Origin of the sequence: Streptomyces antioxidans, from assembly GCF_000968685.2 — a bacterium.
Classification (GTDB): Bacteria; Actinomycetota; Actinomycetes; order Streptomycetales; family Streptomycetaceae; genus Streptomyces; species Streptomyces antioxidans.
In genome coordinates this window covers 15822-38579 of record NZ_LAKD02000102.1, presented here as the reverse complement: position 1 = coordinate 38579, position 22758 = coordinate 15822, and the positions used below count along the sequence as shown (strand labels likewise).

18 protein-coding genes are annotated in these 22758 nt (G+C 71.7%); 4 read left to right on the top strand and 14 right to left on the bottom strand.

Annotated features, from left to right (window positions below; genetic code table 11):
* Positions 1 to 5: 5 nt before the first annotated feature.
* From gatC to VT50_RS30370, 6 genes are all read right to left on the bottom strand, one after another.
* Entirely contained in the window at positions 6 to 302 is a 297-nt protein-coding gene (gatC, locus tag VT50_RS30395; RefSeq protein ID WP_046090288.1) for an Asp-tRNA(Asn)/Glu-tRNA(Gln) amidotransferase subunit GatC, read from the bottom strand.
* A 201-nt stretch (positions 303 to 503) separates the two neighbouring features.
* Positions 504 to 2618, bottom strand: a complete 2115-nt coding sequence (locus tag VT50_RS30390) for a putative bifunctional diguanylate cyclase/phosphodiesterase (RefSeq protein ID WP_046090287.1) — start codon at positions 2616 to 2618, stop codon at positions 504 to 506.
* A 315-nt stretch (positions 2619 to 2933) separates the two neighbouring features.
* Positions 2934 to 5180, bottom strand: coding sequence for an NAD-dependent DNA ligase LigA (ligA, locus tag VT50_RS30385; RefSeq protein ID WP_046090286.1), 2247 nt, complete (start codon positions 5178 to 5180; stop codon positions 2934 to 2936).
* Between the two features lie 15 nt (positions 5181 to 5195).
* Positions 5196 to 6209, bottom strand: a complete 1014-nt coding sequence (locus VT50_RS30380) for a methionine synthase (RefSeq protein WP_075200560.1) — start codon at positions 6207 to 6209, stop codon at positions 5196 to 5198.
* Positions 6210 to 6363: 154 nt separating this feature from the next.
* Positions 6364 to 7053 (bottom strand): SDR family oxidoreductase, encoded by a 690-nt coding sequence (locus tag VT50_RS30375; RefSeq protein WP_046090285.1) that lies wholly within the window; start codon positions 7051 to 7053, stop codon positions 6364 to 6366.
* Positions 7054 to 7186: 133 nt separating this feature from the next.
* Positions 7187 to 7714 (bottom strand): LOG family protein, encoded by a 528-nt coding sequence (locus VT50_RS30370; RefSeq protein WP_046090284.1) that lies wholly within the window; start codon positions 7712 to 7714, stop codon positions 7187 to 7189.
* A gap of 172 nt (positions 7715 to 7886) precedes the next feature.
* Between VT50_RS30370 and VT50_RS30365 the strand changes: the two genes are divergently transcribed.
* Positions 7887 to 9302 (top strand): sodium/glutamate symporter, encoded by a 1416-nt coding sequence (locus tag VT50_RS30365; protein WP_046090283.1) that lies wholly within the window; start codon positions 7887 to 7889, stop codon positions 9300 to 9302.
* Between the two features lie 3 nt (positions 9303 to 9305).
* On the top strand, positions 9306 to 10442 hold the full coding sequence (solA, locus tag VT50_RS30360; protein ID WP_053048832.1) for an N-methyl-L-tryptophan oxidase: 1137 nt from the start codon (positions 9306 to 9308) through the stop codon (positions 10440 to 10442).
* Here solA and VT50_RS30355 read toward each other — a convergent pair.
* The 5 genes from VT50_RS30355 to VT50_RS30335 form a co-directional block, all read right to left on the bottom strand.
* Positions 10429 to 11367 (bottom strand): LysR family transcriptional regulator, encoded by a 939-nt coding sequence (locus tag VT50_RS30355; protein WP_143645300.1) that lies wholly within the window; start codon positions 11365 to 11367, stop codon positions 10429 to 10431. The two genes, solA and VT50_RS30355, sit on opposite strands and share 14 nt — an antisense overlap.
* 159 nt (positions 11368 to 11526) lie before the next feature.
* Entirely contained in the window at positions 11527 to 12738 is a 1212-nt protein-coding gene (locus tag VT50_RS30350; protein ID WP_046090281.1) for a glycosyltransferase, read from the bottom strand.
* A gap of 170 nt (positions 12739 to 12908) precedes the next feature.
* The gene (locus VT50_RS30345; protein ID WP_078840998.1) at positions 12909 to 14663 is read right to left on the bottom strand and encodes a glycine/sarcosine N-methyltransferase; all 1755 of its coding nucleotides are present in this window, start codon (positions 14661 to 14663) and stop codon (positions 12909 to 12911) included.
* A 129-nt stretch (positions 14664 to 14792) separates the two neighbouring features.
* Complete coding sequence (mnmA, locus tag VT50_RS30340) at positions 14793 to 15944, bottom strand: tRNA 2-thiouridine(34) synthase MnmA (RefSeq protein WP_075200559.1); 1152 nt, start codon at positions 15942 to 15944, stop codon at positions 14793 to 14795.
* A 60-nt stretch (positions 15945 to 16004) separates the two neighbouring features.
* Positions 16005 to 16916: a TIGR03619 family F420-dependent LLM class oxidoreductase gene (locus tag VT50_RS30335; RefSeq protein WP_046090278.1), complete on the bottom strand. Its 912-nt coding sequence runs from the start codon at positions 16914 to 16916 to the stop codon at positions 16005 to 16007.
* A 244-nt stretch (positions 16917 to 17160) separates the two neighbouring features.
* On the opposite strand from VT50_RS30335, the gene VT50_RS30330 reads away from it, so the two are divergent.
* Complete coding sequence (locus VT50_RS30330; RefSeq protein ID WP_046090277.1) at positions 17161 to 17835, top strand: N-acetylmuramoyl-L-alanine amidase; 675 nt, start codon at positions 17161 to 17163, stop codon at positions 17833 to 17835.
* A gap of 34 nt (positions 17836 to 17869) precedes the next feature.
* Here VT50_RS30330 and VT50_RS30325 read toward each other — a convergent pair whose 3' ends face one another.
* The gene (locus tag VT50_RS30325) at positions 17870 to 19297 is read right to left on the bottom strand and encodes a hypothetical protein (RefSeq protein ID WP_240529372.1); all 1428 of its coding nucleotides are present in this window, start codon (positions 19295 to 19297) and stop codon (positions 17870 to 17872) included.
* A 205-nt stretch (positions 19298 to 19502) separates the two neighbouring features.
* Positions 19503 to 20672: a cysteine desulfurase family protein gene (locus VT50_RS30320; RefSeq protein WP_046090276.1), complete on the bottom strand. Its 1170-nt coding sequence runs from the start codon at positions 20670 to 20672 to the stop codon at positions 19503 to 19505.
* Positions 20673 to 20793: 121 nt separating this feature from the next.
* Between VT50_RS30320 and VT50_RS30315 the strand changes: the two genes are divergently transcribed.
* Positions 20794 to 21651, top strand: coding sequence for an alpha/beta fold hydrolase (locus tag VT50_RS30315; RefSeq protein ID WP_046090275.1), 858 nt, complete (start codon positions 20794 to 20796; stop codon positions 21649 to 21651).
* 118 nt (positions 21652 to 21769) lie between these two features.
* On the opposite strand, the gene VT50_RS30310 is transcribed toward VT50_RS30315, so the two are convergent.
* Entirely contained in the window at positions 21770 to 22666 is an 897-nt protein-coding gene (locus VT50_RS30310) for an SRPBCC family protein (RefSeq protein WP_046090274.1), read from the bottom strand.
* Between the last annotated feature and the right edge of the window lie 92 nt (positions 22667 to 22758).

Sequence of the window (22758 nt, the reverse complement as noted above, 5' to 3'; positions counted from 1 at the left end):
GGTGGTCACTCCTCCCCCAGGATCTGCGGCACCTTGAAACGCTGCTGCTCCTGGGCCGGGGCGCAGGCCAGCGCCTGCTGCGGGGGCAGGGACGGACGGACCTCGTCCGGGCGCATGACATTGGTCAGCGGCAGCGGGTGAGAGGTCGGCGGAACGTCTTGGTCGGCGACCTCGGAGACGCGGGCGACCGCGCCGATGATGTCGTCGAGCTGTCCGGCGAAGTGGTCGAGCTCTTCGGCCTTCAGCTCCAGACGCGCCAGCCGGGCGAGGTGGGCGACCTCCTCGCGCGTGATGCCAGGCATGCAGCGATCCTCTGGGTGTGTGTGGAGTGTTTCGGCCCCAATCCTATGGCTCCCCGCACACAGCGCGCGAAAGGCATTGGGTGCGCCCAGTGGGCAATCGTTCCGCCGGGGGCACCCCCAGCGGTAGCTGGGGGAGGAACGGGTGGGCACAACGCCACCCACCGGCCCGCACCGAGCAACGAAACGCAGGGGGCAGCGCCCTCAGGTCACCGGCTGGTCCGCGTCCTCGTCCGCGGAAGCGTCTTCGCTCGACGGCTCCGCCGTCTCGCGGTGCCAGCCCCCCTCGCCCCGGGCCCGCAGCCACGCCGTCATCTCGTCCGGCGGCATCGCCGCGGCCACCAGCCAGCCCTGGACCGCGTCACAGCCCAGGTCCCGCAGCCGCTCCCAGGTCTCGTCGTCCTCGACGCCCTCCGCCACCACCAGCAGGCCCAGCGAGTGGGCGAGGTCGACCGTACAGCGGACGATCTCCGCGTCCTCGTTGTCCACCGCGAGCCGCGCCACGAAGGAACGGTCGATCTTGAGCTCGCTCACCGGCAGCCGCCGCAGGTGGACCAGCGACGAATAGCCCGTGCCGAAGTCGTCGAGCGACATCTTCACCCCGTGGCCGGTGAGCCCGGCCAGGGTGTCCGCGGCCCGCTGCGGGTCCTCCAGCAGGACGTGCTCGGTTATCTCCAGCTGCAGGGCGCCCGCCGGGACCCCGTGCCGGGCCAGCCGCCCGGCGACCGCGCCCGCGAAGCCGGGGGTGTGGACATCGCGCGGCGAGACATTGACCGCGACGGGCACCTCGAGGCCGTCGGCGCGCCACCGCGCGACCTGGCCCAGTGCCGTCTCCAGGACGTACTCGGTCAGCCGGGGCATCAGCCCGGAGCTCTCGGCCATGGAGATGAACTCGTCCGGCGGCACCCTCCCCCGGTCCGGGTGCACCCAGCGCACCAGGGCCTCCAGGCCCGCCACATGCCCGTCGAAGCCGACCTTGGGCTGGTAGTGCAGCTCGACGTCGCCCGCGTCCAGGGCGCGCCGCAGATCGCCGAGCAGACCGAGCCGGTCGGGGGTGTTGCCGTCCCGGCGCGCCTCGTACAGCTCGACTCCGCTGCGGTCCCGCTTGGCCTGGTACATCGCGACGTCGGCGCGGCGCAGCAGCCCCTCGGCGTCCAGGGCGTGGTCGGGGTAGACGGCGACGCCCGCGCTGGCCTCGAGCACCAGGGTCAGCCCGTCCAGGTCGAGCGGGGAGCCGAGGTCGCCGACGAGGACGCGGGCGCTGCGCTGGGCGCTGGTGAGCGAGTCGGTGGTGGGCAGCAGCACCGCGAACTCATCGCCGCCGAGCCTGGCCACCTCGGCCCCGCGCGGCAGGGCGAGCCGCAGCCGCTCGGCGATCTGGAGCAGCAGCCGGTCACCGGCCAGATGGCCCAGGGTGTCGTTGACCGAGCGGAAGCGGTCGAGGTCCAGCAGCACCAGCGCGCTCCGGGTGCCGGCCCGCTCGGACTCGTCCAGCGCGGTCCAGGTGCGCTCCAACAGCCACTGGCGGTTGGGCAGCCCGGTGAGCGGATCGCGCAGCTGCTCCTCGGCGCGGACCCGGGCGATCCACAGCGTGGAGTCCAGGGCGACCAGCGGCACCGCGAACAGCGGGAGCAGCAGCGGGGTGTCCCCGGCGACGACCACGATGAGGGGGGCGATGCCGAGGAGCGCGATGCCGACGAGGGCCTGCCGGACGAGGGCGGTGCGGGCGACGGTGGGCAGTCCGGCGCCGGGCGGGGCGAGGGAGCACCACAGCAGGGCGCGGGTCACCGCGAGATAGACCAAGGCGGCCAGCGCCGTCTGGGGGATGGCGGACACCTGCCAGGTGTCGGTGCGCCAGGGGTGTTCGACGGAGGGGATGGTGCCGAAGGCGGCGAGGGTGAGGGCGGCCGCGCCGACCCCGAGGATGTCGACCGCGCCGTGCAGGGCGGCCTGCCGCCATCGGTGCCGGCGGGCGGCGCCGACCAGGACGACCACGGCGAGGCTGACCAGCACGGCCGGAATCCAGCCGTAGAGCAGCAGCGCCGCCAGGGTTAACGCGGCCCCGGAGCCGGTGCCGCCCCACCACCGGTCACGGCCGAGGGCGACCAGATGACCGACGATGATTCCGGTGAGCACGGCGAGCGACCAGCCCACGGTTCCATCGGGAAAGAGCGCATTGCCCGCGTCGAGCACTCGGAACACTCCGATACCGAGTGCGAAAGCCGCCATGGCGACCGCAGCGGCCGGCAGCGCGGGCAGCACGGGCAGCACGGCCCGGGGCAGCCGCGACGCCGGGGCGGCGCTTTCGGTCGGTTTCATACCCGTCCCTCTCACAGCCGGCGGTGCCAGCGCCACGGCGGGCGCACACCTCAACAGTAGGCGGCAGAAGGGAAAGACGGGCGGCGATCGGCGACGGTTCCCCGAATGCCGCCCGACGATCCATGGCCTTCTGCTATGCGCTGTAAGGGTGATGCCCTCCGGCTGTACCCGGGAAGTGCTCCCAGTCGTAATCCGGCCAGGTTTGAACCCATTGAGCGGACAAGATGGCCGGAGCGCTGCGCCGGATGGGTGGAGCGGCTACTTCAGGGGCCACTCCAGCGACTGCTCCAACCCCCGTTCCACCGGCCATCCGTGCTACTCCGCGGACTCTTCCCCGGACTCTTCCCCGCCGTCTTCCGCGGGCTCTTCCGCAGGCTCTTCCGGGGGCGTCAGCGCGACCTCTCTCGCCGCATCAGGACCCCGTTCGAGCAGGACGCCAAATCCGTCCTCATCCAGCACGGGAACCTTCACCTGCATCGCCTTGTCATACTTCGAGCCCGGATTGTCGCCGACTACCACGAAATCGGTCTTTTTCGAAACCGATCCGGTGACTTTGGCACCATGACTCTGCAGCGCCTCTTTGGCCCCATCCCGGGTGTACGACTGCAGCGTTCCGGTGACGACGACGGTGAGGCCCGCCAGCGGACGGGGGCCCTCGTCCTCGCCGCCCTCCTCCTCCAGCCGGACCCCGGCGCGCCGCCATTTCTCGACGATCTCGCGGTGCCAGTCGACCGTGAACCACTCCTTGAGCGAGGCGGCGATGGTGGGTCCGACCCCCTCCACGGCCGCCAGCTCCCCCTCATCCGCCTCGGCGATCCGGTCCAGCGAGCGGAATTCCCGGGCCAGCGCGGTGGCGGCCACGGGGCCGACATGACGGATCGAAAGGCCGGTGATGATCCGGGCCAGCGGACGCTCCTTGGCCGCCTCGATATTGGCCAGCATCGCCAGGGCGTTCTTCTTCGCCTCGCCCTTCTGGGTGGCGAAGAAGGTGACGACCTTCTCCTCACCGGTCTCCGGATCACGCTTGGGCAGTCCGCTGTCCGGGTCCAGTACATACGACCGAATGGGCAGCAATTGTTCGATCTTCAGGTCGAACAGATCGCCCTCGTCCTTCAGCGGCGGTTCGGCGGGTTCCAGCGGCTGGGTGAGGGCGGCGGCGGCGACATAGCCGAGGTTCTCGATGTCCAGGGATTTCCGCCCGGCGAGATAGAAAATCCGCTCGCGCAGCTGCGCCGGGCAGGACCGGCCGTTGGGACACCGCAGATCGACATCGCCCTCCTTGGCGGGCTGCAGCGGTGTACCGCACTCGGGGCAGGCGTCCGGCATCACGAATTCCCGCTCGCTGCCGTCCCGCAGATCGACGACCGGGCCCAAGATTTCCGGAATGACGTCGCCCGCTTTTCGAAGCACCACGGTGTCACCGATCAGCACGCCTTTGGCCTTGACCACATCCTGGTTGTGCAGTGTCGCGAATTCGACCTCCGAGCCCGCGACGGTGATCGGCTCGACCACCGCATAAGGCGTCACCCGCCCCGTGCGCCCCACGCCCACCCGGATGTCCACCAGCTTGGTGTTGACCTCCTCGGGCGCGAACTTCCAGGCGATCGCCCAGCGCGGCGCCCGCGAGGTGGAGCCCAGCCGTCCCTGGAGCGGGATCTCGTCCAGCTTGACGACCGCGCCGTCGATCTCGTGCTCCACCGAGTGCCGGTGCTCGCCGTCGCCGTAGTACGCGATGTACTCGCGCACGCCCTCGATCGAGTCCACCACCGAGAAGTGGGCGGCGGTGGGGAGCCCCCACTCGTGCAGCAGCTCGTACGCCTGCGACAGCCGGTCGATGTCGAAGCCCTCGCGCGCCCCGATGCCGTGCACCACCATGTCCAGCGGCCGGGACGCGGTGATCTTCGGGTCCTTCTGGCGCAGCGAACCCGCCGCCGCGTTCCGGGGGTTGGCGAAGGGCGGCTTGCCCGCCTCCACCAGCCGCCGGTTCAGCTCCTCGAACCGCTCGCGGGGCAGGAAGACTTCGCCGCGCACCTCCACCAGCGCCGGGATGCGCTCGCCCTCGAGCCGGTTGGGGATCTTGGCGATCGTCCGCACATTGGGCGTGATGTCCTCACCGGTGCGGCCGTCGCCACGGGTGGCGGCGCGGGTCAGCCGACCGTGCTCATAGGTGAGGTTGACCGCGAGGCCGTCCACCTTCAGCTCGCACAGGAAGTGGTACGCACCACCGCTCAGCTCCTTGGCGATGCGGTCCGCCCAGCTGGCCAGCTCCTCGTCGTCAAAGGCGTTGTCCAGGCTGAGCATCCGCTCGCGGTGCTCGACCTCGGTGAACTCCGTCTCGTACGCCCCCGCGACCTTCTGGGTCGGCGAGTCCGGCGTGCGGAGCGTGGGGTGCTCATCCTCCAGCGCCTCAAGCTCGCGCATGAGCCTGTCGAACTCGGCGTCACTGACGACCGGCGCATCCTTCACGTAGTACCGGAAGCGGTGCTCCTCGATCTGCTCAGCGAGCCTGGCGTGCCTCTCCCGCACCTCGGCGGGGACCTTCGACTGCTGTTCGCCGGCCACCGTGTCGTCCTCCCGTTACTCAGGGTTGTCCGCGAGCGATCTCGCCGCCCGGACACAGTGGGCCAGCGCGGCCCGGGCGTACCCGGGCGAGGCGCCCGCGAGCCCGCACGACGGGGTGACCACCACCGACTCCGCGAGAGTCGCCGGTGCCAGCCCCAGCCTGCGCCACAGCGTCCTGACACCCCCGACGCTACCGGGAGGGTCCGACAACGGGGTGTCGGTGCCGGGTACCGCGCCGACGAAGAGCGCCGTACCCCCTTCCACGGCCTCCCCGACCGCCTCCTCCTCACCCTCCGTGAGCAGCGACAGATCGAAGGAGACCCCCGCGACGCCCGCGCGCCGCAGCAGCCCGAACGGCACGCCCGGAGCGCATGAGTGCACCACCACCGGCCCGTCCGCCGCCTCCACCAGCGTCCGCAGCGCGCCCTCGGCCACGCCCCGGTCCACGGCGGCGTGGGTGCGGTAGCCGCTCGCCGTACGGACGCTCCCGCGCAGCACCGACGTCAGCGACGGCTCATCGAGCTGGAGCACCACCTCCGCGCCCGGCACCCGGCGGCGCACCTGAGCCAGCTGGGCGCGCACGCCCTCGGCGAGCGAGGCCGTGAGGTCACGGCAGGCGCCCGGGTCGCTGAGCGCGGCCTCGCCGCCGCGCAGTTCGAGGGAGGCGGCCAGGGTCCAGGGCCCCACGGCCGACACCTTGAGCGCGCCCTGGTGCCCCTGGGTGAACTCCTCCAGCGCGTCCAGGTCCTCGCCCAGCCAGGAGCGGGCCCGCCGGGTGTCCCGGCCCGGCCGGTCGCTGATCCGCCAGCCGCTGGGCTCGACATGCGCGTACAGCTCGGCCAGCATTCCCGCGGTGCGTCCGATCATGTCCGCGCCGGGCCCGCGCGCGGGCAGCTCAGGAAGGTACGGCAGGGCCTCCAGCGAGCCGGTGACGGTCTTCGCGGCCTCCCGCGCGTCGGCGCCCGGCATCGATCCGACGCCGGTCGCGGCTCCGGGGGGCCATGGGTGGGTGGTGGTCTTCTCGCTCACGTAAGCGCTCCGCTGAAAGCGTTGTTGTGCCGTCGGTCGTCTGCGGCACCATTGTGGCTGGTCGCGCCCGCGCGGCGGAGCCGCACATCGACACAGCCCCGCGCCCCTGCAGGGCGCCTCCCGAACCGCGGCCGAACTCCGCCGCCGAGGCAGCTCAGCCGCGGGGGCGGACCTGGAGGTCGGTGATCTCCGCGTCGCGCGGCAGGTCGAGCGCGGTCAGGATGGTCGTCGCCACGGTCCCGGGCGCCATCCAGCGCTCCGCGTCGTAGTCCTTGCCCTCCTGCTGGTGCACCTTCACCTGCATCGGGGTGGCCGTGCGCCCCGGGTAGACCGTGGTCACCCGGACGCCGTTGCCGCTCTCCTCCCAGCGCAGCGCGTCGGCCAGCGCCTTGAGGCCGTGCTTGCTCGCTGCGTACGCGGCCCACTGGGCGTTGGCGCGCAGCCCGGCGCCGGAGTTGACGAAGATGACGTGCCCCTGGGCCAGCCGCAGCTGCGGCAGCAGCAACCGGGTCAGCTCGGCGGGTGCCACGAGGTTGGCGGCGAGCTGGCGGTTCCACGCCTTCGGGGTCAGCTCCCCGACCTCACCCAGGTCGACCACTCCGGCGATGTGCAGTAGCGAGTCCAGCCGGTCGGGCAGCGTCTGGTGGCCCAGCGCCCAGGACAGCCGCTCTGGGTCGGCCAGATCACCGACGACCGTCCGCACCCCCGGGAACCGCTCGGCCAACTCCTTCGCCCGCCCGGCGTCCCGCGCGAGCAGCCACAGCTCGTCGCCGCGCTCGGCCAGCCGCTCGGTGACCGCCGCGCCGATGCCCGAGCCTGCCCCAGTGATCAGATGCGTTCCCATGCCCCCAGCTTGCCTCACCAGGGGACGCGCCCCCGACGGCTGTCCCGGCTTGGCGCGATCCCATGCCAGAAACCCGCGCGGCCTTCCCGCTGAGCGCTGCCATCCTGTAACGGGCCCGGTAAGGGACCACGGCTCAGACGGACTCCAGGTACGTCATGGCCTCCACCCCGTTCTCCGCGAAGAAGACCAGCTCGCTCAGCGGCCGGGGCAGGAACCCCTCCTGCTCCATCCGCTGGAACTGCTGCTTCAGCCCGTCGTAGAACCCCGCCGCGTTCAGCAGCACCACCGGCTTGATGTGCAGCCCGTGCTTCTTCAGCTCCAGGATCTCGGTGGCCTCGTCCAGCGTCCCGGTGCCGCCGACCATGATCACGACGGCGTCGGCGCGGGCGAGCAGCTGTGCCTTGCGCTCGGCGAGGTCCTTGGCGATCACCATCTCGTCGGCGCTCCCCCGGGCCTTGGCGGCGAGGAACTCCACCGAGATGCCGACCAGCCGTCCGCCGTGCTCCTGCACCCCGTCCGCCATCACCTTCATCAGCCCGACGTCGGACCCGCCCCAGACCAGTGTGTGGCCGCCCTTGCCGATCAGCTCGGCGAACTCACGGGCGGGCGCGGTGTAACGGTCGTCGAGATCGGCGGCGGAGCAGAAGACGCAGACATTCATGCGCGTCACTGTACATTTATATGTTTCGCCGAGATCACATTCCCGCCATGAACTCGGCGCATACGCAGTGCGTATGGCACCGTCCCGGCTTTCGTATCGCCCCGTCCGGTTTGCACGAGCGATACCGCTGATAGAAACCCTCGCATCCCCGCCAGCCATCCCGGGAGGGTCGATGGAGTACACCCCATGGTCATTGCTCAGCGACGCGGGACTCATCGCCGTGCTCCTCGTCGTGGGCGCGCTCGCCCGCGCCCACCTGCGCATCGTTCAGCGGCTCATGCTTCCCGCCAGTGTGCTGGCCGGATTCCTGGGACTGCTGCTCGGCCCCAACGCACTTGATCTGCTGCCCTTCTCGGACCAGCTGGAGACCTATTCCGCGGTGCTCATCGTCGTCGTCTTCGCCTGTCTCGCCATGACCGACGGTGCGGGAATCCGGAATTTCGGGAGTGCGACCGGGGCCTTCTCCCTCTACTCCATCGGCATGTACGTCATCCAGGTCGGCCTCGGCGTGCTCTTCGCCCTCCTGGTGCTCGGTCCGGTCTGGGGCACTCCCGCCGGTTTCGGGGTACTGCTGTTCGGCGGCTGGGCCGGTGGGTTCGGGTCCGCCGCGGCGATCGGCACGACCTTTCAGGACTCCGGCTGGCAGGAGGCGAGTTCACTCGGCTTCACCTCCGCCACGGTGGGCACGCTCGTCGGCATCGTCGGGGGCGTCATCATCAACAACTGGGGTGCCAGGCGCGGTCACTGCAGAAGGGTCGGGCGCTTCGCCGACCTGCCCGAGGAGTTGCGTTCGGGGCTGCTGAAGGACCCGGCCGAGCGGGCGCCGACCGGCACCGCGACCACCTCTCCCGCGTCGATAGAGCCGTTCGCCCTCCAGGTGTGCGTGGTGAGCGCGGTGGCCGCCGCCGCGTACGGGCTCTCGGAGTGGGTCACCGGCCTGTTCCCGTCCATCACGGTGCCGGTGTTCGCGCTCGCCTTCGTCGTGGGGCTGCTCGTCCGCACGCTGGTCGGCCGCACACCCGCATGGGGCTATGTCGACTCCACCACGCTCAAGAGCCTTTCCGGCGGCGCCACCGACGTCCTCATCGTGTGCGGGATCGCCTCCATCGTGCCGAACGTGGTCGGGGACTACTGGCTGCCCCTGCTGCTGCTCTTCGCGCTCGGGCTGGCGATCTGTCTGGTGCTGTTCCTGGTGGTGGCCCCGGCGACGTTCCGCCAGGACTGGTTCGAGAAGGCCGTGTTCACCTGGGGCTGGGCCACCGGGGCCGTCGCGACGGGCATCGCCCTGCTCCGGATGACCGACCCCAAGCTGGAGAGCCGGACGCTCGAGGAATTCGGTCTGGCCTATCTGCCGCTCGCGCCGATCGAGACGGCGAGCGTGACCTTCGCGCCCGTCATCGTCACGGCGGGCGCCGCCTGGGCGCTGGGCGCGGGCTGGACGGTGGCCGGGCTGATCGCGCTCTCCCTGCCGACCCTGCTGGGCCGCCGGACCCGGAAGTCGGCACAGGATCCACCGGGGGCCCAGGAGCGGCGCGCGGCGGTGCCCACGACGTCCGCTGCGGAGACGTCCACTACGGAAGGGAAGTGAGCAGTGACCGTGGACGCGGACACGGCGGTCATCGGGCTGGGAGCCATGGGCTCCATGGCGGCCTGGCAGCTGGCGCGGGCCGGAGCCTCCGTCATCGGGTTCGAGCAGTACGGGCTGGCGCACGACCGGGGCGCGTCGGGCGGTGAGTCCCGGCTGTTCCGCATGGCCTACCACGAGGGCTCCGCCTACGTACCGCTGCTGCGCGGCGCCCGCGAGCTGTGGCGCGAGCTCGCGGAGCTGTCCGGACTGCCGCTCCTCCTGCCCACCGGCTGCCTCTCCATCGGGCTGCCGGACATCCCGCCCATGCGCAACGTCCGGGCGTCGGTCGAGGAGCACGGTCTGGACCATGAGTACCTGGCCCCCGACGAGCTCGCCGCGCGGTTCCCCCAGCACCGGGCCGCCGACGGTGAGATCGGCATCCTGGACGTCCAGGGCGCCGTGCTGCGGCCGGAACTCGCCGTGCTGGCGGCGAACCAGCAGGCCCGCCGCCACGGGGCGCGGCTCCTGGAACGCACCAGGGTGGATTCCGTGCGCTTCGAGGACGACCGGGTGCGGATAGGCGCGGGCGGGACCGAGTACGCGGTGCGGACCGTGGTTCTCGCGGCCGGTCCGTGGTCCGCGTCGCTGGTGCCGCCGCTGGACGGCCACCTCACGGTGCGTCCTCTGGTGCTGACCTGGTTCGCCCCCGGCGACGCGGGGCGTTACGCACCCGAGCGGTTCCCCGCCTTCATCCGGGACACGGACGGGGTGCATCTGTTCGGGGTGCCGATGGTGGACGGGATGTCGGTCAAGACCGGGTTCGCCGACGCCTGGGGGGACATCGCCGGTCCCACCGCGTTCACCAGGGACTTCGACGAGTCCCGGCTGTGGCCGGTCACCGAGGCGGTGCGGCGCTTCCTCCCCGGGCTGCACCCCGACCCGATCCGGTACTCGGTCTATCTGGACGCCTACACCTCCGACCGCACCGCGATGGTGGGCGGACTGCCGGGCACGGACCGCGCCGTACTGCTGGCGGGATTCTCGGGGCACGGCTTCAAGATGGCCCCGGTCTTCGGCCGCATCGCCGCCGACCTGGCGCTGGAGAGGGGCACCGGCTACGACATCGGGGCCTTTGCCCCCTCGCGGTTCATCCCCAGGTGACCGCGGTCCCGCCCCCGGGCGGGACCGGGCCCGGCGCGGGCGGCCGGGCGGCGATGAGGGCTTCCCTGAAGCGCAGCCCCGCCTCCGCCGGGTCGCCGGCCCGCACGATCGCCGACAGGGACGTCACCGCGTCCGGATCGGCGATCGGCACATAGACCACCCCCTCGACGCTGATCCGGGTCGTCATGTCGGGGACCAGCGCCAGGGCCACCCCGCAGGCCACCACCCCGAGGATGGCCTGGTCGTTCCTGGCCTCCTGGCTGAAGCGCGGCGAGAAGCCCGCGCGCACGCACGCGTGGACGATCGTGTCGTAGGCCACCGGCGCCATGGCCCGGGGGAAGCCGACCAGGTTCTCGTCGGCGAGCGCCGCGAGCGGGACCGCCTCCGCCGCGGCCAGGGGGTGGCCCGCCGGCACCGCACAGCGCAGCGGCTCGTCACCGAGCCGGCTGAGGCCCACCTCGCCGTCCCCGGCCCGTTCCATCCGGCAGACACCGACGTCGATGTCCCCGGCGCGCACCGCCTCCACCTGGTCGCGCTGTGCCATCTCGTAGACGCGGGGCAGGACCCACGGATGGTCGTCCAGGAAGCCCGGCAGCACATCGGGCAGCAGCCCGGAGACGGCGGAGGCGATGGCGCCGATCCGCAGCACGGTCCGCTGCGGGCCGCCGACCCGCGACGTCAGCTCGGTGATCTCCCGGGCGCGCTCGATCAGCGCCCGCGCCTCGGGGAACAGCAGCCGTCCGGCGGCGGTCAGGCGGAGCCTGCCGCCCACCCGGTCGAACAGCGGGGTGCCGAGCTGCCGCTCCATCTTGTGCACCGCCTGGCTCAGCGCGGGCTGCGCCATCCGCAGACGGCGGGCGGCCGCGGTGACGTTCAGGTCCTCGGCCACCGCGAGGAAGTAGTTCAGCTGACGCAACTCCAACACGGAAGGGCCTTTCGTAGCGAGCGGCCCCAGCGTACGGCGGCCGCCCCGGCCGGGCCGGACGGGGCACAACCACCGCCGACGGGTCCTGTCACGGCCGTCCGCGCCGCGGATTCGCCCCGCGGGCGCCGCACCCGGCCTCAGCCCTCGCGCACCGCCGCCCTAGCGCACCGCGCCGATGTGGGCGAGCACAGCCGCGGCGCCGTCCTCCCCGGCGATGGCATCGGCGAGCTCGGCCGCCCGGCGGCGGAGGGCTGGCTCGGTCAGGCAGGTCGTGATCGCCGTGGCGAGGGATTCGGCGGTGAGGTCGGCGAGGGGCAGCGGCCCGGGGGCTACGCCGAGTCGGTGGAGGCGCGTCGCCCAGAACGGCTGGTCGGCCATGGCGGGCACCGGCACCGCGGGGACCCCCGCGCGCAGTCCGGCCGCGGTGGTGCCCGCCCCGGCGTGGTGGACGACGGCGGCCGTACGGGGGAACAGCCAGTCGTGCGGGAGGTCGCCGACCGCCAGGACGTCGTCCCCGGCCGCGGTCAGCCCGGCCCACCCCGCCTGGACCACCGCGCGCACCCGCGCCCGGGCCACCGCCGCGGTCACCAGCTCGCCCAGCCGCTCCCCCTCGCCCGGCGCCATGCTGCCGAACCCGATGAACACCGGCGGCGGGCCGGACGTGAGGAAGTCGGCCAGCTCGGCCGGGGGCCGCCAGCCGTGCGGGCGGGCGGGCCACCAGTAGCCCGCCACCTCGACCCCGGACGGCCAGTCGGCCGGCCGCGGTACGACCAGCGGGCTGAAGCCGTGGAAGACCGGCCGGACGTCGGCCCCCGTCGTCCGCGAGGCGGCGGGCGGCAGCCCGAGCCGGGTGCGCAGCCCGGCCACGGCGTCCGCCTGGAGCGCTCCGGCATCCGCCAACAGCCGCTGCCCCGCCGCCAGATTGCCGTCGGGCCCCAGGTCCTCGGCGTCCGTGGCACCGGCCAGCGGGAACTCGCGCGTGGCACAGGCCGGTGCGAGAAAGGTGCCGATGACGGGGATGCCGGACGCCTCGCCCGCCGCCCGGCTGAGCGCCGCCGGGCCGAACGCGGTGAGCACCAGGTCGGCCCCGTCCGCCACCGCCGCCGCCACTCCGTCGGCGAGCCGGTCCAGGAACGCCGCCATCACCGCGCGCGCCTCCTCCCACGAGGCGGCCCGCGCCCTGGCGCGGATCAACTCCCGTGGATCGCCCGACAGCGGCCGGTGGTCCAGTCCGCACCCGTCGATGAGCCCGGCGAAGGGCGGATGCGCGGCCACGGCCACCTCGTGACCGGCCTCCTGCAGCCGCCGCCCCAGACCCGTGTACGGGGCGACGTCCCCGCGCGAACCGGCAGTCACGATCAGAATCCGCATACGCCGATCCTCCACGCCCCAATACCACGCGAGAAAGCCCCCAACCACCCCCGCAGCACGCCACAAGTCGGCCGGGTAACCCGCGCACCCCACATGGCCCGCGCGTGCCGGTGGCCGGTGGCGGGTGTTGGGGCCGCCACCGGCCACCTCACGGGGTCAGGCGTCGGGGATCAGCGGGTGAAGTGGAAGATGCCCCAGGTCACATGGCGGTTTCTGCCGCCCTCGACCCAGTTGCTCAGCCCCTTCTTCATATGGGTGAGGTAGTCGGCGCTGACCTGTTCCGTCAGGCCGTTCGCCTCCTGGCGCCGGGTTTCCTCCAGGACCCGGGCGTAGTGGGTGATCAGCTGCTCGCGGTGCTCCTGGAAGCCGCCGCCGACCTCGATGAAGCCGAGCCGCGCCAGTTCATGGCGGTAGAACTCGGGCGACCCCATGGTCTCCAGATGGATCCGGTCCAGGATGGGACGGAGGGTTTCGGCGGGGCAGCCGTCGGCCGCCATGGGGTCGGTGAAGATGAGGTGGCCGCCGGGGCGCAGCACACGGGCCGCCTCCGCCAGGGGGCGGGCGCGGTTGCCGCTGTGCAGGAACGCGTCCTGGGACCAGACGACGTCCACGCTGTTGTCCGGCAGCGGGATGGACTCGAAGGAGCCGTCCATCACCTCGATGACATCGGTCAGCCCGCGCTCGGCGTTGAGCGCGCGATGCCGCTCGTTCTCCACCTCGCTGAGGTTGAGCGCCATGACGCGGCAGCCGTACGTCTCGGCCAGATAGCGCGCCGAGCCGCCGAAGCCCGCCCCGAGGTCGAGGACGACGGAGGACTCCGTCAGGTCCAGCTGCCCGGCCATCCGTGCCACGGTGCGCCTGCTGGCCTCGGCGATCGGCTCGTCGGGCCGGTCGTAGATGCCGATGTGGATGTCCTCGCCGCCCCAGACGCTCCAGTAGAAGGCGTCGGCGTCCGCGGAGTTGTAGTAGTCGCGGGCGGTGCCCACGGCTCCCGAATACTCCCCGTTCGCCGTGGCCGGACCGGCCTGCTCGGCCGGCTCATCCGTCGTGCGGTATTCCTTCTCCGCGACGTGGATGAAGAAGTCGGGCCGCTCCTCCCGGTAGGTGTGCTGGAAGTCGCCGTAGGTCTCGATCCGCTGGAAGCCGACCTCCTCCATCAGCCTGCGCGTGTAGTCCTTGCGCAGCGGAAACATGTTGAGGTGGTAGACGGACTCGTCGGGGAAGCTGTAGCGCATGCGCACCAGCCCCTCGTCCACGTACTCCGGCTCGACGGCGACGTCTTCTCCGCAGTAGTAGTACACATGCTTGCTGCTGAAGCCGCGATCGAGGATCGCGTCGTAGTTGCGCTGGTCCAGGACCAGGATTCCGTCGTGCTTGAGCATGGCGTAGAACTCCGCGAGCGCCTTGCGCCGGTCGCGCTCGGAGAACAGATGGGTGAAGGAGTTCCCGAGACAGACGATGGCGTCGTACTGGCCGTGCGCGTCGCGGTTGAGCCAGCGCCAGTCGGCCTGGACGACGCGGAGGATGTGGTCACCGTGCTTGAGGCCGTTGGAGAACGCCTGGGCGAGCATCTCGGCGCTGCCGTCGGCGCTCACGGTCTCGAATCCGGCCTCGAGCAGCCGGACCGAATGGAACCCGGTTCCGGTGGCCACGTCGAGGATCTTCTTGACGCCGCGCTCCCGCAGCAGGTCGATGAAGAATGTGCCCTCGCTCTCCGCCCTCCGATCCCAGTCGATCAGCGAGTCCCACTTTTCGACGAAGCTGGGTACGTACTCCTCTGTGTAGTGATCAGTGTCCCTGACATCAACTGGATTGTCGCCAAATTTCTGTACAGGTTGCGCAGAAATAACGGAACCTCCGGTGCTGAGACAGCGGACCACGGCACCCGTGTCCGCCGGGCGCATTCCCAGATTCACGTGACGCATGCCACTGGAATGGCCGGACGCACGTTAATTTCAGAAAAATTGAACGCGCCAAACGGAGTTCAACCACTCAATCCCGACTTTCAGCTTCTTTCTCGCCAAAAGCGGATATTCTTCCGGAGACCCGAAGGTCTACGAGGCGACCGCCCGGGCCCGCTCGGTCGCGGCGATGGTCGCGGAGCCGACCACCCGGGCGCCGTCGTAGAGCACGATCGCCTGTCCCGGCGCCACGCCCCGCACCGGCTCGGCGAAGGTCACCCGCAGCTCGGTTTCCCCGATCCGCTCGGCCATCACCTCGGTTTCGCCGCCATGTGCGCGCAGCTGCGCGGTGTACGTGCCCGGGCCCACCGGAGGGGCCCCGCACCAGCGCGGCTTGATGGCGGTCAGGGCGGCGATGTCCAGGGCCTCGGCGGGACCGACCGTGACCGTGTTGTTCACCGGGGAGATGTCCAGGACGTAGCGCGGCTTGCCGTCGGGCGCCGGATGGCCGATGCGCAGCCCCTTGCGCTGGCCGATGGTGAAGCCGTGCGCGCCCTCGTGGGTGCCCAGCCGGCGCCCGTCCTCGTCGACGATGTCGCCCTCGGAGCTACCGAGGTGCCGGGCCAGGAAGCCCTGGGTGTCGCCGTCGGCGATGAAGCAGATGTCATGGCTGTCGGGCTTCTTGGCCACGGCCAGGCCCCGCCGCTCCGCCTCCGCGCGGATCTCGTCCTTGGTGGTCAGGGTGTCGCCGAGCGGAAACATCGCGTGGGCGAGCTGGCGCTCGTCGAGCACACCGAGGACATACGACTGGTCCTTGGCCATGTCGCTGGCGCGGTGCAGCTCGCGCGAGCCGTCCGCGCGCTCCACGACCGTGGCGTAGTGCCCGGTGCAGACGGCGTCGAAGCCGAGGGCGAGCGCCTTGTCCAGCAGCGCGGCGAACTTGATCTTCTCGTTGCAGCGCAGGCAAGGATTGGGGGTGCGGCCCGCCTCGTACTCGGCGATGAAGTCCTCGACCACGTCCTCGCGGAAGCGCTCGGCGAGGTCCCACACGTAGAAGGGGATCCCGATCACATCGGCGGCCCGCCGGGCGTCCCGCGAGTCCTCGATGGTGCAACAGCCGCGGGCGCCGGTGCGGAACGACCGCGGGTTGGCGGAGAGCGCGAGATGGACGCCGGTCACATCGTGGCCCGCCTCGGCCGCCCGCGCGGCGGCGACCGCGGAGTCCACTCCGCCGGACATGGCAGCGAGGACGCGCAGCCGGCGGCCGTCGCGGGGACCTGTGGGCGCACCGGGGAAGTCAGTCATAACCCGACCAGAATAGTCGCTACGTACGCGACGGCGTCCTGGGTACCCCGTGGACCCCGCTCAGCTCGCCCGCGCCCGCTCCAGCACCCGCTGGACGAGGTCCAGGGCCTGGTCCGCGTCCTTGCCGAGGTACATCAGGTCGACGAAGGCGTGCTGGACGCCCGCCTCCCGCCCGGCCCGGACCAGGGTCGTCACGATGTCGTCCACGGAGGCGTCGGCGCTCGGGTTGACCCGCAGGATCGCGTCGAACGCCGCCGGGTCCCGGCCCTCCCGCGCGACCGCTTCCCGCACCCCGGGCAGCCGCTCGGCGAGGGCCGCGACGGGGTCGGGCGCTCCGGGCGCGGCGGGGACGACCGCGACGGGCAGCCAGCCGTCGGCGCGCCGGGCCGCCCGGCGCACGGCCGTGGGCGCGAAGGCGCCGAGGTAGACGGGCGGGCGGGGGCGCGAGACGGGTTTGAGGTCGACGTGGGAGGCGGGCACGGTCCAGTGGTCCCCGCGGTACTCGACCGGGTTACGGGTCCACCAGGCGTCCAGGGCGTCCAGGCATTCGTCGAGGCGGCGGCCGCGCTCGGCCATGGGGATGTCCACGGCCTCGTACTCCTCGGGCGACCAGCCGGTGCCGAGCCCGACCAGCAGCCGCCCCGCGCTCAGCAGATCAATGGTGGTGAGGGAGCGGGCGAGCAGCGCGGGCGGGTACCAGGGGGCGTTGATGACATTGGTGCCGAGCTCGACCCGCTCGGTGGCCGCGGCGGCGGTGGCCAGCACGGTGAAGGGGTCGAGCGCGGCGCGGAATTCGGGCGGGATCACATCGGTGCCCGCGTAGCCGACGACCGGGTCGACCGGGGCGAGCAGCCGGTCCCCGACCCACAGGCTGTCGGCGCCGAGCTCCTCGGCCCGGCGCGCGAACCGCGCGATGTCCCCGGGGTGGTGGGCGAGCGGACCGAACTGGGGGAGGGCGAATCCGATGCGCATACCGTCAGCTCCTCGTCGAGTCCCCATCGAGCGGGTGGACACATTCCGGCGGACAGGTCCCACGGTACGGAGGGGTACCGGGAAGTACGGGGAGGCGCCGAGAGGTACTGGACGGCACGGGCCCCCGTGACAATTCAACGTTCATCTAACCGGACGGCCAGCGGGCCACCACCCGGAGCGATCGGTTCTCGCCATGATCCCGGCGGCCGGAACCCGATGCCCTCCCCCGCGCGTTGAGCGTTCCGTGAGCGAGACCACGACCGGCGGTGGACGCCGCATCAGCAGGCGCACCCTCCTGATCGGCGGCTCGGCGGCCGGTCTGGGCGCGGGCGTCGCGGCCTTTGCCGCGCGGGACGAGCTGGCCCGGATGTGGTGGCGGCTGCCCGGAGTCGACAAGCCCCGTGAGGCGGGGGTGGTCGATCAGCCGGGCGCGGAGTGGATCGCGGCCTCGGGCGCGAACTGGCGGCGGGCGGACCGCCCGGATGACTACGTCATCGACCGGGTGGTGATCCATGTGGTCCAGGGCGGCTACGACGACGCGGTGCGGGTCTTCCGTGACCCCGAACACGGCGCCGCGGCGCACTATGTGGTGCGCCGCGACGGGCATATCGCGCAGCTGGTCCGGGAGCTGGACGTGGCGTTCCACGCGGGCAACCGCGCGTACAACGAGCGCAGCGTCGGCATCGAGCACGAGGGGTTCGTGAGCGAGCCGCGCTCCTTCACGGACCCGATGTACCGCGCCTCGGCCCGGCTGACCGCGTCGATCTGCGAGCGGTACGGCATCCCCCGGGACCGCGAGCACATCGTCGGCCATGTGGAGGTGCCGGGCACCGATCACACCGACCCCGGCCGTCACTGGGACTGGGACCGGTACATACGGCTGGTGCGAGCGGTGCGCGTGGCACGGACGGCGAAGTGACCCGTCCCGGCCCAGGGGCCGGAACGGACCCGGCTCAGGGGCCGAAGACGACGGCGAGCGGACGGGCCTTGCTGTCGGCGGTGGGCCTGGTGGCCGTGTTGTCGCCGATGTAGAGCTTCTTGCCGGTGTAGATCATGGTGCAGTCCCCGTAGGTGTCCATGTCGGACTCCACGTTCTTCATGTCGTCCGGGTGGGTCTGGAGCGTCTCCATCCCGAAGTCCTTGGGGTCGATGCGCACGACCCCGCCCGGGTCACTGTACGTGGAGCCCTGGTAGGCCACGAGCGAGCCGTCGTCATCGGTCTGGACGGGGATCAGCGACCGGCTCTCCGCCATCTTCGTCTTCCCGGTCTCCTTGCCGGTCTTCAGATTCAGGCCGGTGATCCGGTCCCCCGGGCCGCCGTCGTCCACGTCCACCTCGGAGGAGAGGTAGAGGGTGCTGCTCGCCTTGTCGAGGGCGAGGTCGTTGCAGCCCTCCACGTTCACGGCCGGGCAATCGGGCTGGAACCCCTTGGCCAGGACGTCGATCGTGCTGAGCAGCTTGCCCTGCTTGCCGCTGTCGTCGATGGTCAGGATGTCCGTGACGCCGGACCCGCCGTCCGAGTCGCCGGTGTCGGCGGCCACGACGAGCGGCGCGGTGGAAATCACATGCGCGTGCTCGAACTTCCCGTCCAGCTTGTACGACGACTTCACATCGCGGGTCTTGGGGTCGACGGTCTGGACCTCCAGCCGCTTGGTGCTGGAGTTCTCCTCGCTTTCGCAGCCGCGGATCGCGACGAGCTTGTCATCGCCGCCCGCGTAGCCTTCATCGTTGCAGTCCGCGACGTACGGGGGCTTCCACAGCGGCTTGCCGTCGAGCGACCAGGCTCCCCCGCCCTCGGTGCCGCCAGCGGCCACGGTGCCACCGCCGATGGTGACCTCGTCGAACTCCACCCCGGCGTTGCCCTCGTTGTCCGACCCCTCCTTCTGCCAGACCAGCTTGCCCTTGTTCAGGTCGAGCAGCCCGACCTTGGTGCACTCGGCGTCGTCGCCCGCGCCGTCCTGGAACAGGATCGCGGTCAGACCGTCCTTGGTCATATGCGGTGAGGCCCAGCAGAGCGACCCGCCGAGCGGTAGCTTCCACTTGGACTTGGCGCCGTCGAGTGAGTAGCCGACGAGCTTGTTGACCTCGGACTTCACAAAGGTCGAGTCGGTCACCCAGGTGCCCCTGCTGTCGGTGTCCTCACCGACCTTCGGCATGGAGATCTTGCCCAGCGTCTTCGCCTGGGCGCCCTTGTCCGAGCCCCCGCTCTCACCGCCATCGTCATCGGACCCGCAGCCGCTCACCAGGGCGGCCGCGAGGACCCCGCCCACGATCAGCTTCAGGGCGGGCTTGGAACGCGATCCCCGGGACGGCGACCGCCGCGTGTCCTGCGGGGGCTGGTGCGAGGTCTGGTGGTGCGGCGGCAGCGAAGGCTGCGACATCGATGAACTCCTGGATTTTCCCCGTGAAGAAAACCTGTGCGCTTTTCGCGCATGACAGGTCTCGTTGACGGGTAGATCCTTTCCCACGCCTCTCCGTCTTTTCAAGCGGAGATTAATGTTCCGTAGGTTATGTGAAATGGCCGCCGGAATAATTCGAAATCCGTGGTTATGATGAACCGCTCCGGGCGGGCCGTCGACGCGCGCGTCAGCTGAGCCCCGCCCCGCGCGCCCGTTCCACCGCCGGGCCGATCGCCTCCGCGACGGCCTCCACATCGGCCTTCGTCGAGGTGTGGCCGAACGAGAAGCGCAGGGTGCCCCGGGCCAGTCCGGGGTCGCTGCCGGTGGCCAGGACCACATGGCTGGGCTGGGCGACACCGGCCGTGCAGGCCGAGCCCGTCGAGCATTCGATGCCCTGCGCGTCCAGCAGCAGAAGCAGCGAATCGCCCTCGCAGCCGGGAAAGGAGAAGTGGGCATTGGCGGGGAGCCGCCCCGCCGGGTCGGGGTCGCCGCCGAGGACCGCGTCGGGCACGGCGGTACGCACGGCGGTGATCAGCGCGTCGCGCAGGGCTCCGATCTCGCGGGCGAACTCCTCACGGTGCCCGGTGGCATGCGCACCGGCCACCGCGAAGGCGGCGATCGCCGGGGTGTCGAGCGTCCCGGAGCGCACCTGGCGCTCCTGGCCGCCGCCGTGCAGCACGGGCACGGGGGTGTGCTCACGGCCGAGCAGCAGCGCGCCGATGCCGTAGGGGCCGCCTATCTTGTGGCCGCTGACGGTCATCGCGGCCAGCCCCGAGGCGGCGAAGTCGACCTCGAGCTGGCCGAACGCCTGGACCGCGTCGGCATGCAGCGGAACGCCGAATTCGGCGGCCGTGGCGGCGAGTTCGCGGACCGGCTGGACCGTGCCGATCTCGTTGTTGGCCCACATCACGGTGGCCAGGGCGACGTCCGAGGGGTCGCGGGCGATCGCCTCGCGCAGCGCCTCGGGCTGGACCCGGCCGAGGGAGTCGACCGGCAGCCATTCGACCCGCGCGCCCTCGTGCTCGGCGAGCCAGTCGACCGCGTCGAGCACGGCGTGGTGCTCCACGGGGCTGGCGAGCAGCCGGACGCGGGCCGGGTCGGCGTCCCTGCGGGACCAGTAGAGCCCCTTGACCGCGAGATTGTCGGCCTCGGTCCCCCCGGCGGTGAAGACGACCTCGCTCGGGCGGGCGCCCAGCGAGGCGGCCAGGGATTCGCGGGACTCCTCGACGGTACGGCGGGCACGCCGGCCGGCGGCGTGCAGCGAGGAGGCGTTGCCCGGGACGGCGAGCTGGGCGGTCATCGCCTGCACCGCCTCCGGGAGCATCGGGGTGGTGGCGGCGTGGTCGAGGTAAACCATGGTGGCCTCGATTCTACGAGGCGTTGCGGGGGCGCGTACCGGGCGCGCGGGGGTGTGGCCTTCTCATCGGTTCGCGAAGCCCCCTCGACAGGAGCGGTAAGGAGTGTCTACGGTTTTACTCATGACAAGCACTGAGTGGAAGACCGAATGGAACCTTGACCGCACCTACCTCAGCTCGTCCGGCGAGGTCCGCTGGGCCGAGTTCGGTGCGCCGGACGCGCCGCCGGTCGTGCTGCTGCACGGCACGCCGTTCTCGTCGTACGTATGGCGGGGCGTCGCCCGCGGGCTGGCCGACCGGTACCGGGTGTTCGTCTGGGACATGCCGGGCTATGGGGCCTCGGAGAAGCGGGCCGACCAGGACGTCTCGCTGGCCGCCCAGGGCCGGGTCTTCGGTGAGCTGCTGAAGGAGTGGGGGCTGACCGGGGAGGGGGCGGAACCTGCCGTGGTCGCCCATGACTTCGGCGGATGTGTCGCCCTGCGCGCGCAGCTGCTGCACGGTGCGGGGTATCGCCGGCTGGCCCTGGTCAACGCCCTCGCGCTGTCCCCGTGGGGCTCCCCCACGTACCGCCTGATCGGCGCCCACCACGAGGTCTTCGGGCAGTTGTCGCCCGAGGTGCACCGGGGGCTGGTGCGGGAGTACGTCCGCTCGGGGAGCGCCGCGGGGCTGCATCCGCGGGTGCTGGAGCGGATCGTGGACGGATGGTGCGGCGACGCCGGGGACCAGGCCGCGTTCTACCGGCAGATCGCGCAGAACGACCGGCGCTACACCGATGAGATCGAGGGGCGCTATGGGGAGATCCAGGTGCCGGTGCTGGTCTGCTGGGGTGCGGACGATGCGTGGATTCCGCTGGAGCGGGGGCGGGAGCTCGCCTCCCGGATTCCGGGGGCGGGGTTCCGAGTGATCGAGGGGGCGGGGCATCTGGTGCAGGAGGATGCGCCCGCGGAGCTCACGGCTGTGCTGAGCGGGTTCCTGGGCTGAGGTTTCGTCGGCGTGCGCCTACGGCGTTTGCTCCCCCACCCCGCCCCTTCCCGAAACTGTGGCTCCGCCCCGGACCCCGGTCCTCAAACACCGGACGGGCTGAATGGGCCAAACGCCGTTAGCCCTTGATCCGGAGAAGTTCGGCCGCGAAGAGGGCGATGTGGCGACGCCAGGCCTTTTGGGCTTCGGCGCGTTCCGTATCGGACCCCGCCGGGCCCGTCTGGGTGAGGATCAGGCGGGCGCCGTGGCCGGTTCCCCTGGTGAGCTCCCAGCGGACCGTTCCAGCGGGGCGGCCGTCGCGCTCCCAGTCATAGCTGAGGACCCGGGGCGGGCGCGCGTCGGTGATCGGGCCCGCCGGGACCGCGTCCGTACGGAAGCCCGGGGGGACCGGCGCCCCGGCCGTCGGTTCGGTGGCCGGTCCGGCGGTGGTGCCGGCGGCCGGGCCGGTCAGCGCCCGCCATGCCGTCTCGGCGGGGCGGACCAGCTGGCGCTCGAAGCGCAACCGCCAGCCGCCGTCCTCCGTGGTCTTCACCGTGCCCTCGGCGAGCCCGAACGCCTCGATGTACCGCTCGTGCAGCTCGGCCATGTCGCCGTGGGCGGCGTCCTCGCCGTCGAGCAGGGCCGCGAGACCCGTGATGCAGGCGTGCCAGCCGGAGGCGAAGCTGGCCGCGCCGAACCGGTCGCCGAAGGTGTGGGTGAGGGTCAGCACGCTGCCCTCGCCCTCGGGGCGCAGCTCCCAGCGGAGCTCGTCCTCGCCCCAGGTGAAGGCGAAGACATGGGGCGGGTCGAGCTCGGTGACCACCCCGTCCATGTCCGGGCCCTCGCGCCCGGGGAAGACGAAGCCCATCCGGCCCCCGACCTCCAGCTCGACCTGGACCTCTGAGGGGAACCAATGGGCCAGCTGGGCGGGCTCGGTGAGCGCCCGCCACACCTTCTCCGGGGGATGGGCGAGCCGACGCTCGAGGCGCAGGGCCGAGCGGCCGCCGCCGTCGGACTGGGCGAGGGTGTCCTTCATGGCGCTTCTCCGTCGGTCGCGTCGGGGGGTACGTCGCGCGCGTCAGGCACGTCTGCGTCGCCCGCGCCGCGCGGCCCGGGTTCGCCGGCCGC

Excerpts from the sequence above, each read along its gene's own strand:
- VT50_RS30375 (WP_046090285.1), bottom strand. The coding sequence starts at position 7,053 with ATGGGAACGCATCTGATCACTGGGGCAGGCTCGGGCATCGGCGCGGCG.
- VT50_RS30370 (WP_046090284.1), bottom strand. The coding sequence starts at position 7,714 with ATGAATGTCTGCGTCTTCTGCTCCGCCGCCGATCTCGACGACCGTTAC.
- VT50_RS30325 (WP_240529372.1), bottom strand. The coding sequence starts at position 19,297 with ATGTCGCAGCCTTCGCTGCCGCCGCACCACCAGACCTCGCACCAGCCC.
- VT50_RS30310 (WP_046090274.1), bottom strand. The coding sequence starts at position 22,666 with ATGAAGGACACCCTCGCCCAGTCCGACGGCGGCGGCCGCTCGGCCCTG.
- VT50_RS30345 (WP_078840998.1), bottom strand. The coding sequence starts at position 14,663 with ATGCGTCACGTGAATCTGGGAATGCGCCCGGCGGACACGGGTGCCGTG.
- VT50_RS30320 (WP_046090276.1), bottom strand. The coding sequence starts at position 20,672 with ATGGTTTACCTCGACCACGCCGCCACCACCCCGATGCTCCCGGAGGCG.
- gatC (WP_046090288.1), bottom strand. The coding sequence starts at position 302 with ATGCCTGGCATCACGCGCGAGGAGGTCGCCCACCTCGCCCGGCTGGCG.
- mnmA (WP_075200559.1), bottom strand. The coding sequence starts at position 15,944 with ATGACTGACTTCCCCGGTGCGCCCACAGGTCCCCGCGACGGCCGCCGG.
- VT50_RS30315 (WP_046090275.1), top strand. The coding sequence starts at position 20,794 with ATGACAAGCACTGAGTGGAAGACCGAATGGAACCTTGACCGCACCTAC.
- VT50_RS30350 (WP_046090281.1), bottom strand. The coding sequence starts at position 12,738 with ATGCGGATTCTGATCGTGACTGCCGGTTCGCGCGGGGACGTCGCCCCG.
- VT50_RS30390 (WP_046090287.1), bottom strand. The coding sequence starts at position 2,618 with ATGAAACCGACCGAAAGCGCCGCCCCGGCGTCGCGGCTGCCCCGGGCC.
- VT50_RS30335 (WP_046090278.1), bottom strand. The coding sequence starts at position 16,916 with ATGCGCATCGGATTCGCCCTCCCCCAGTTCGGTCCGCTCGCCCACCAC.
- VT50_RS30365 (WP_046090283.1), top strand. The coding sequence starts at position 7,887 with ATGGAGTACACCCCATGGTCATTGCTCAGCGACGCGGGACTCATCGCC.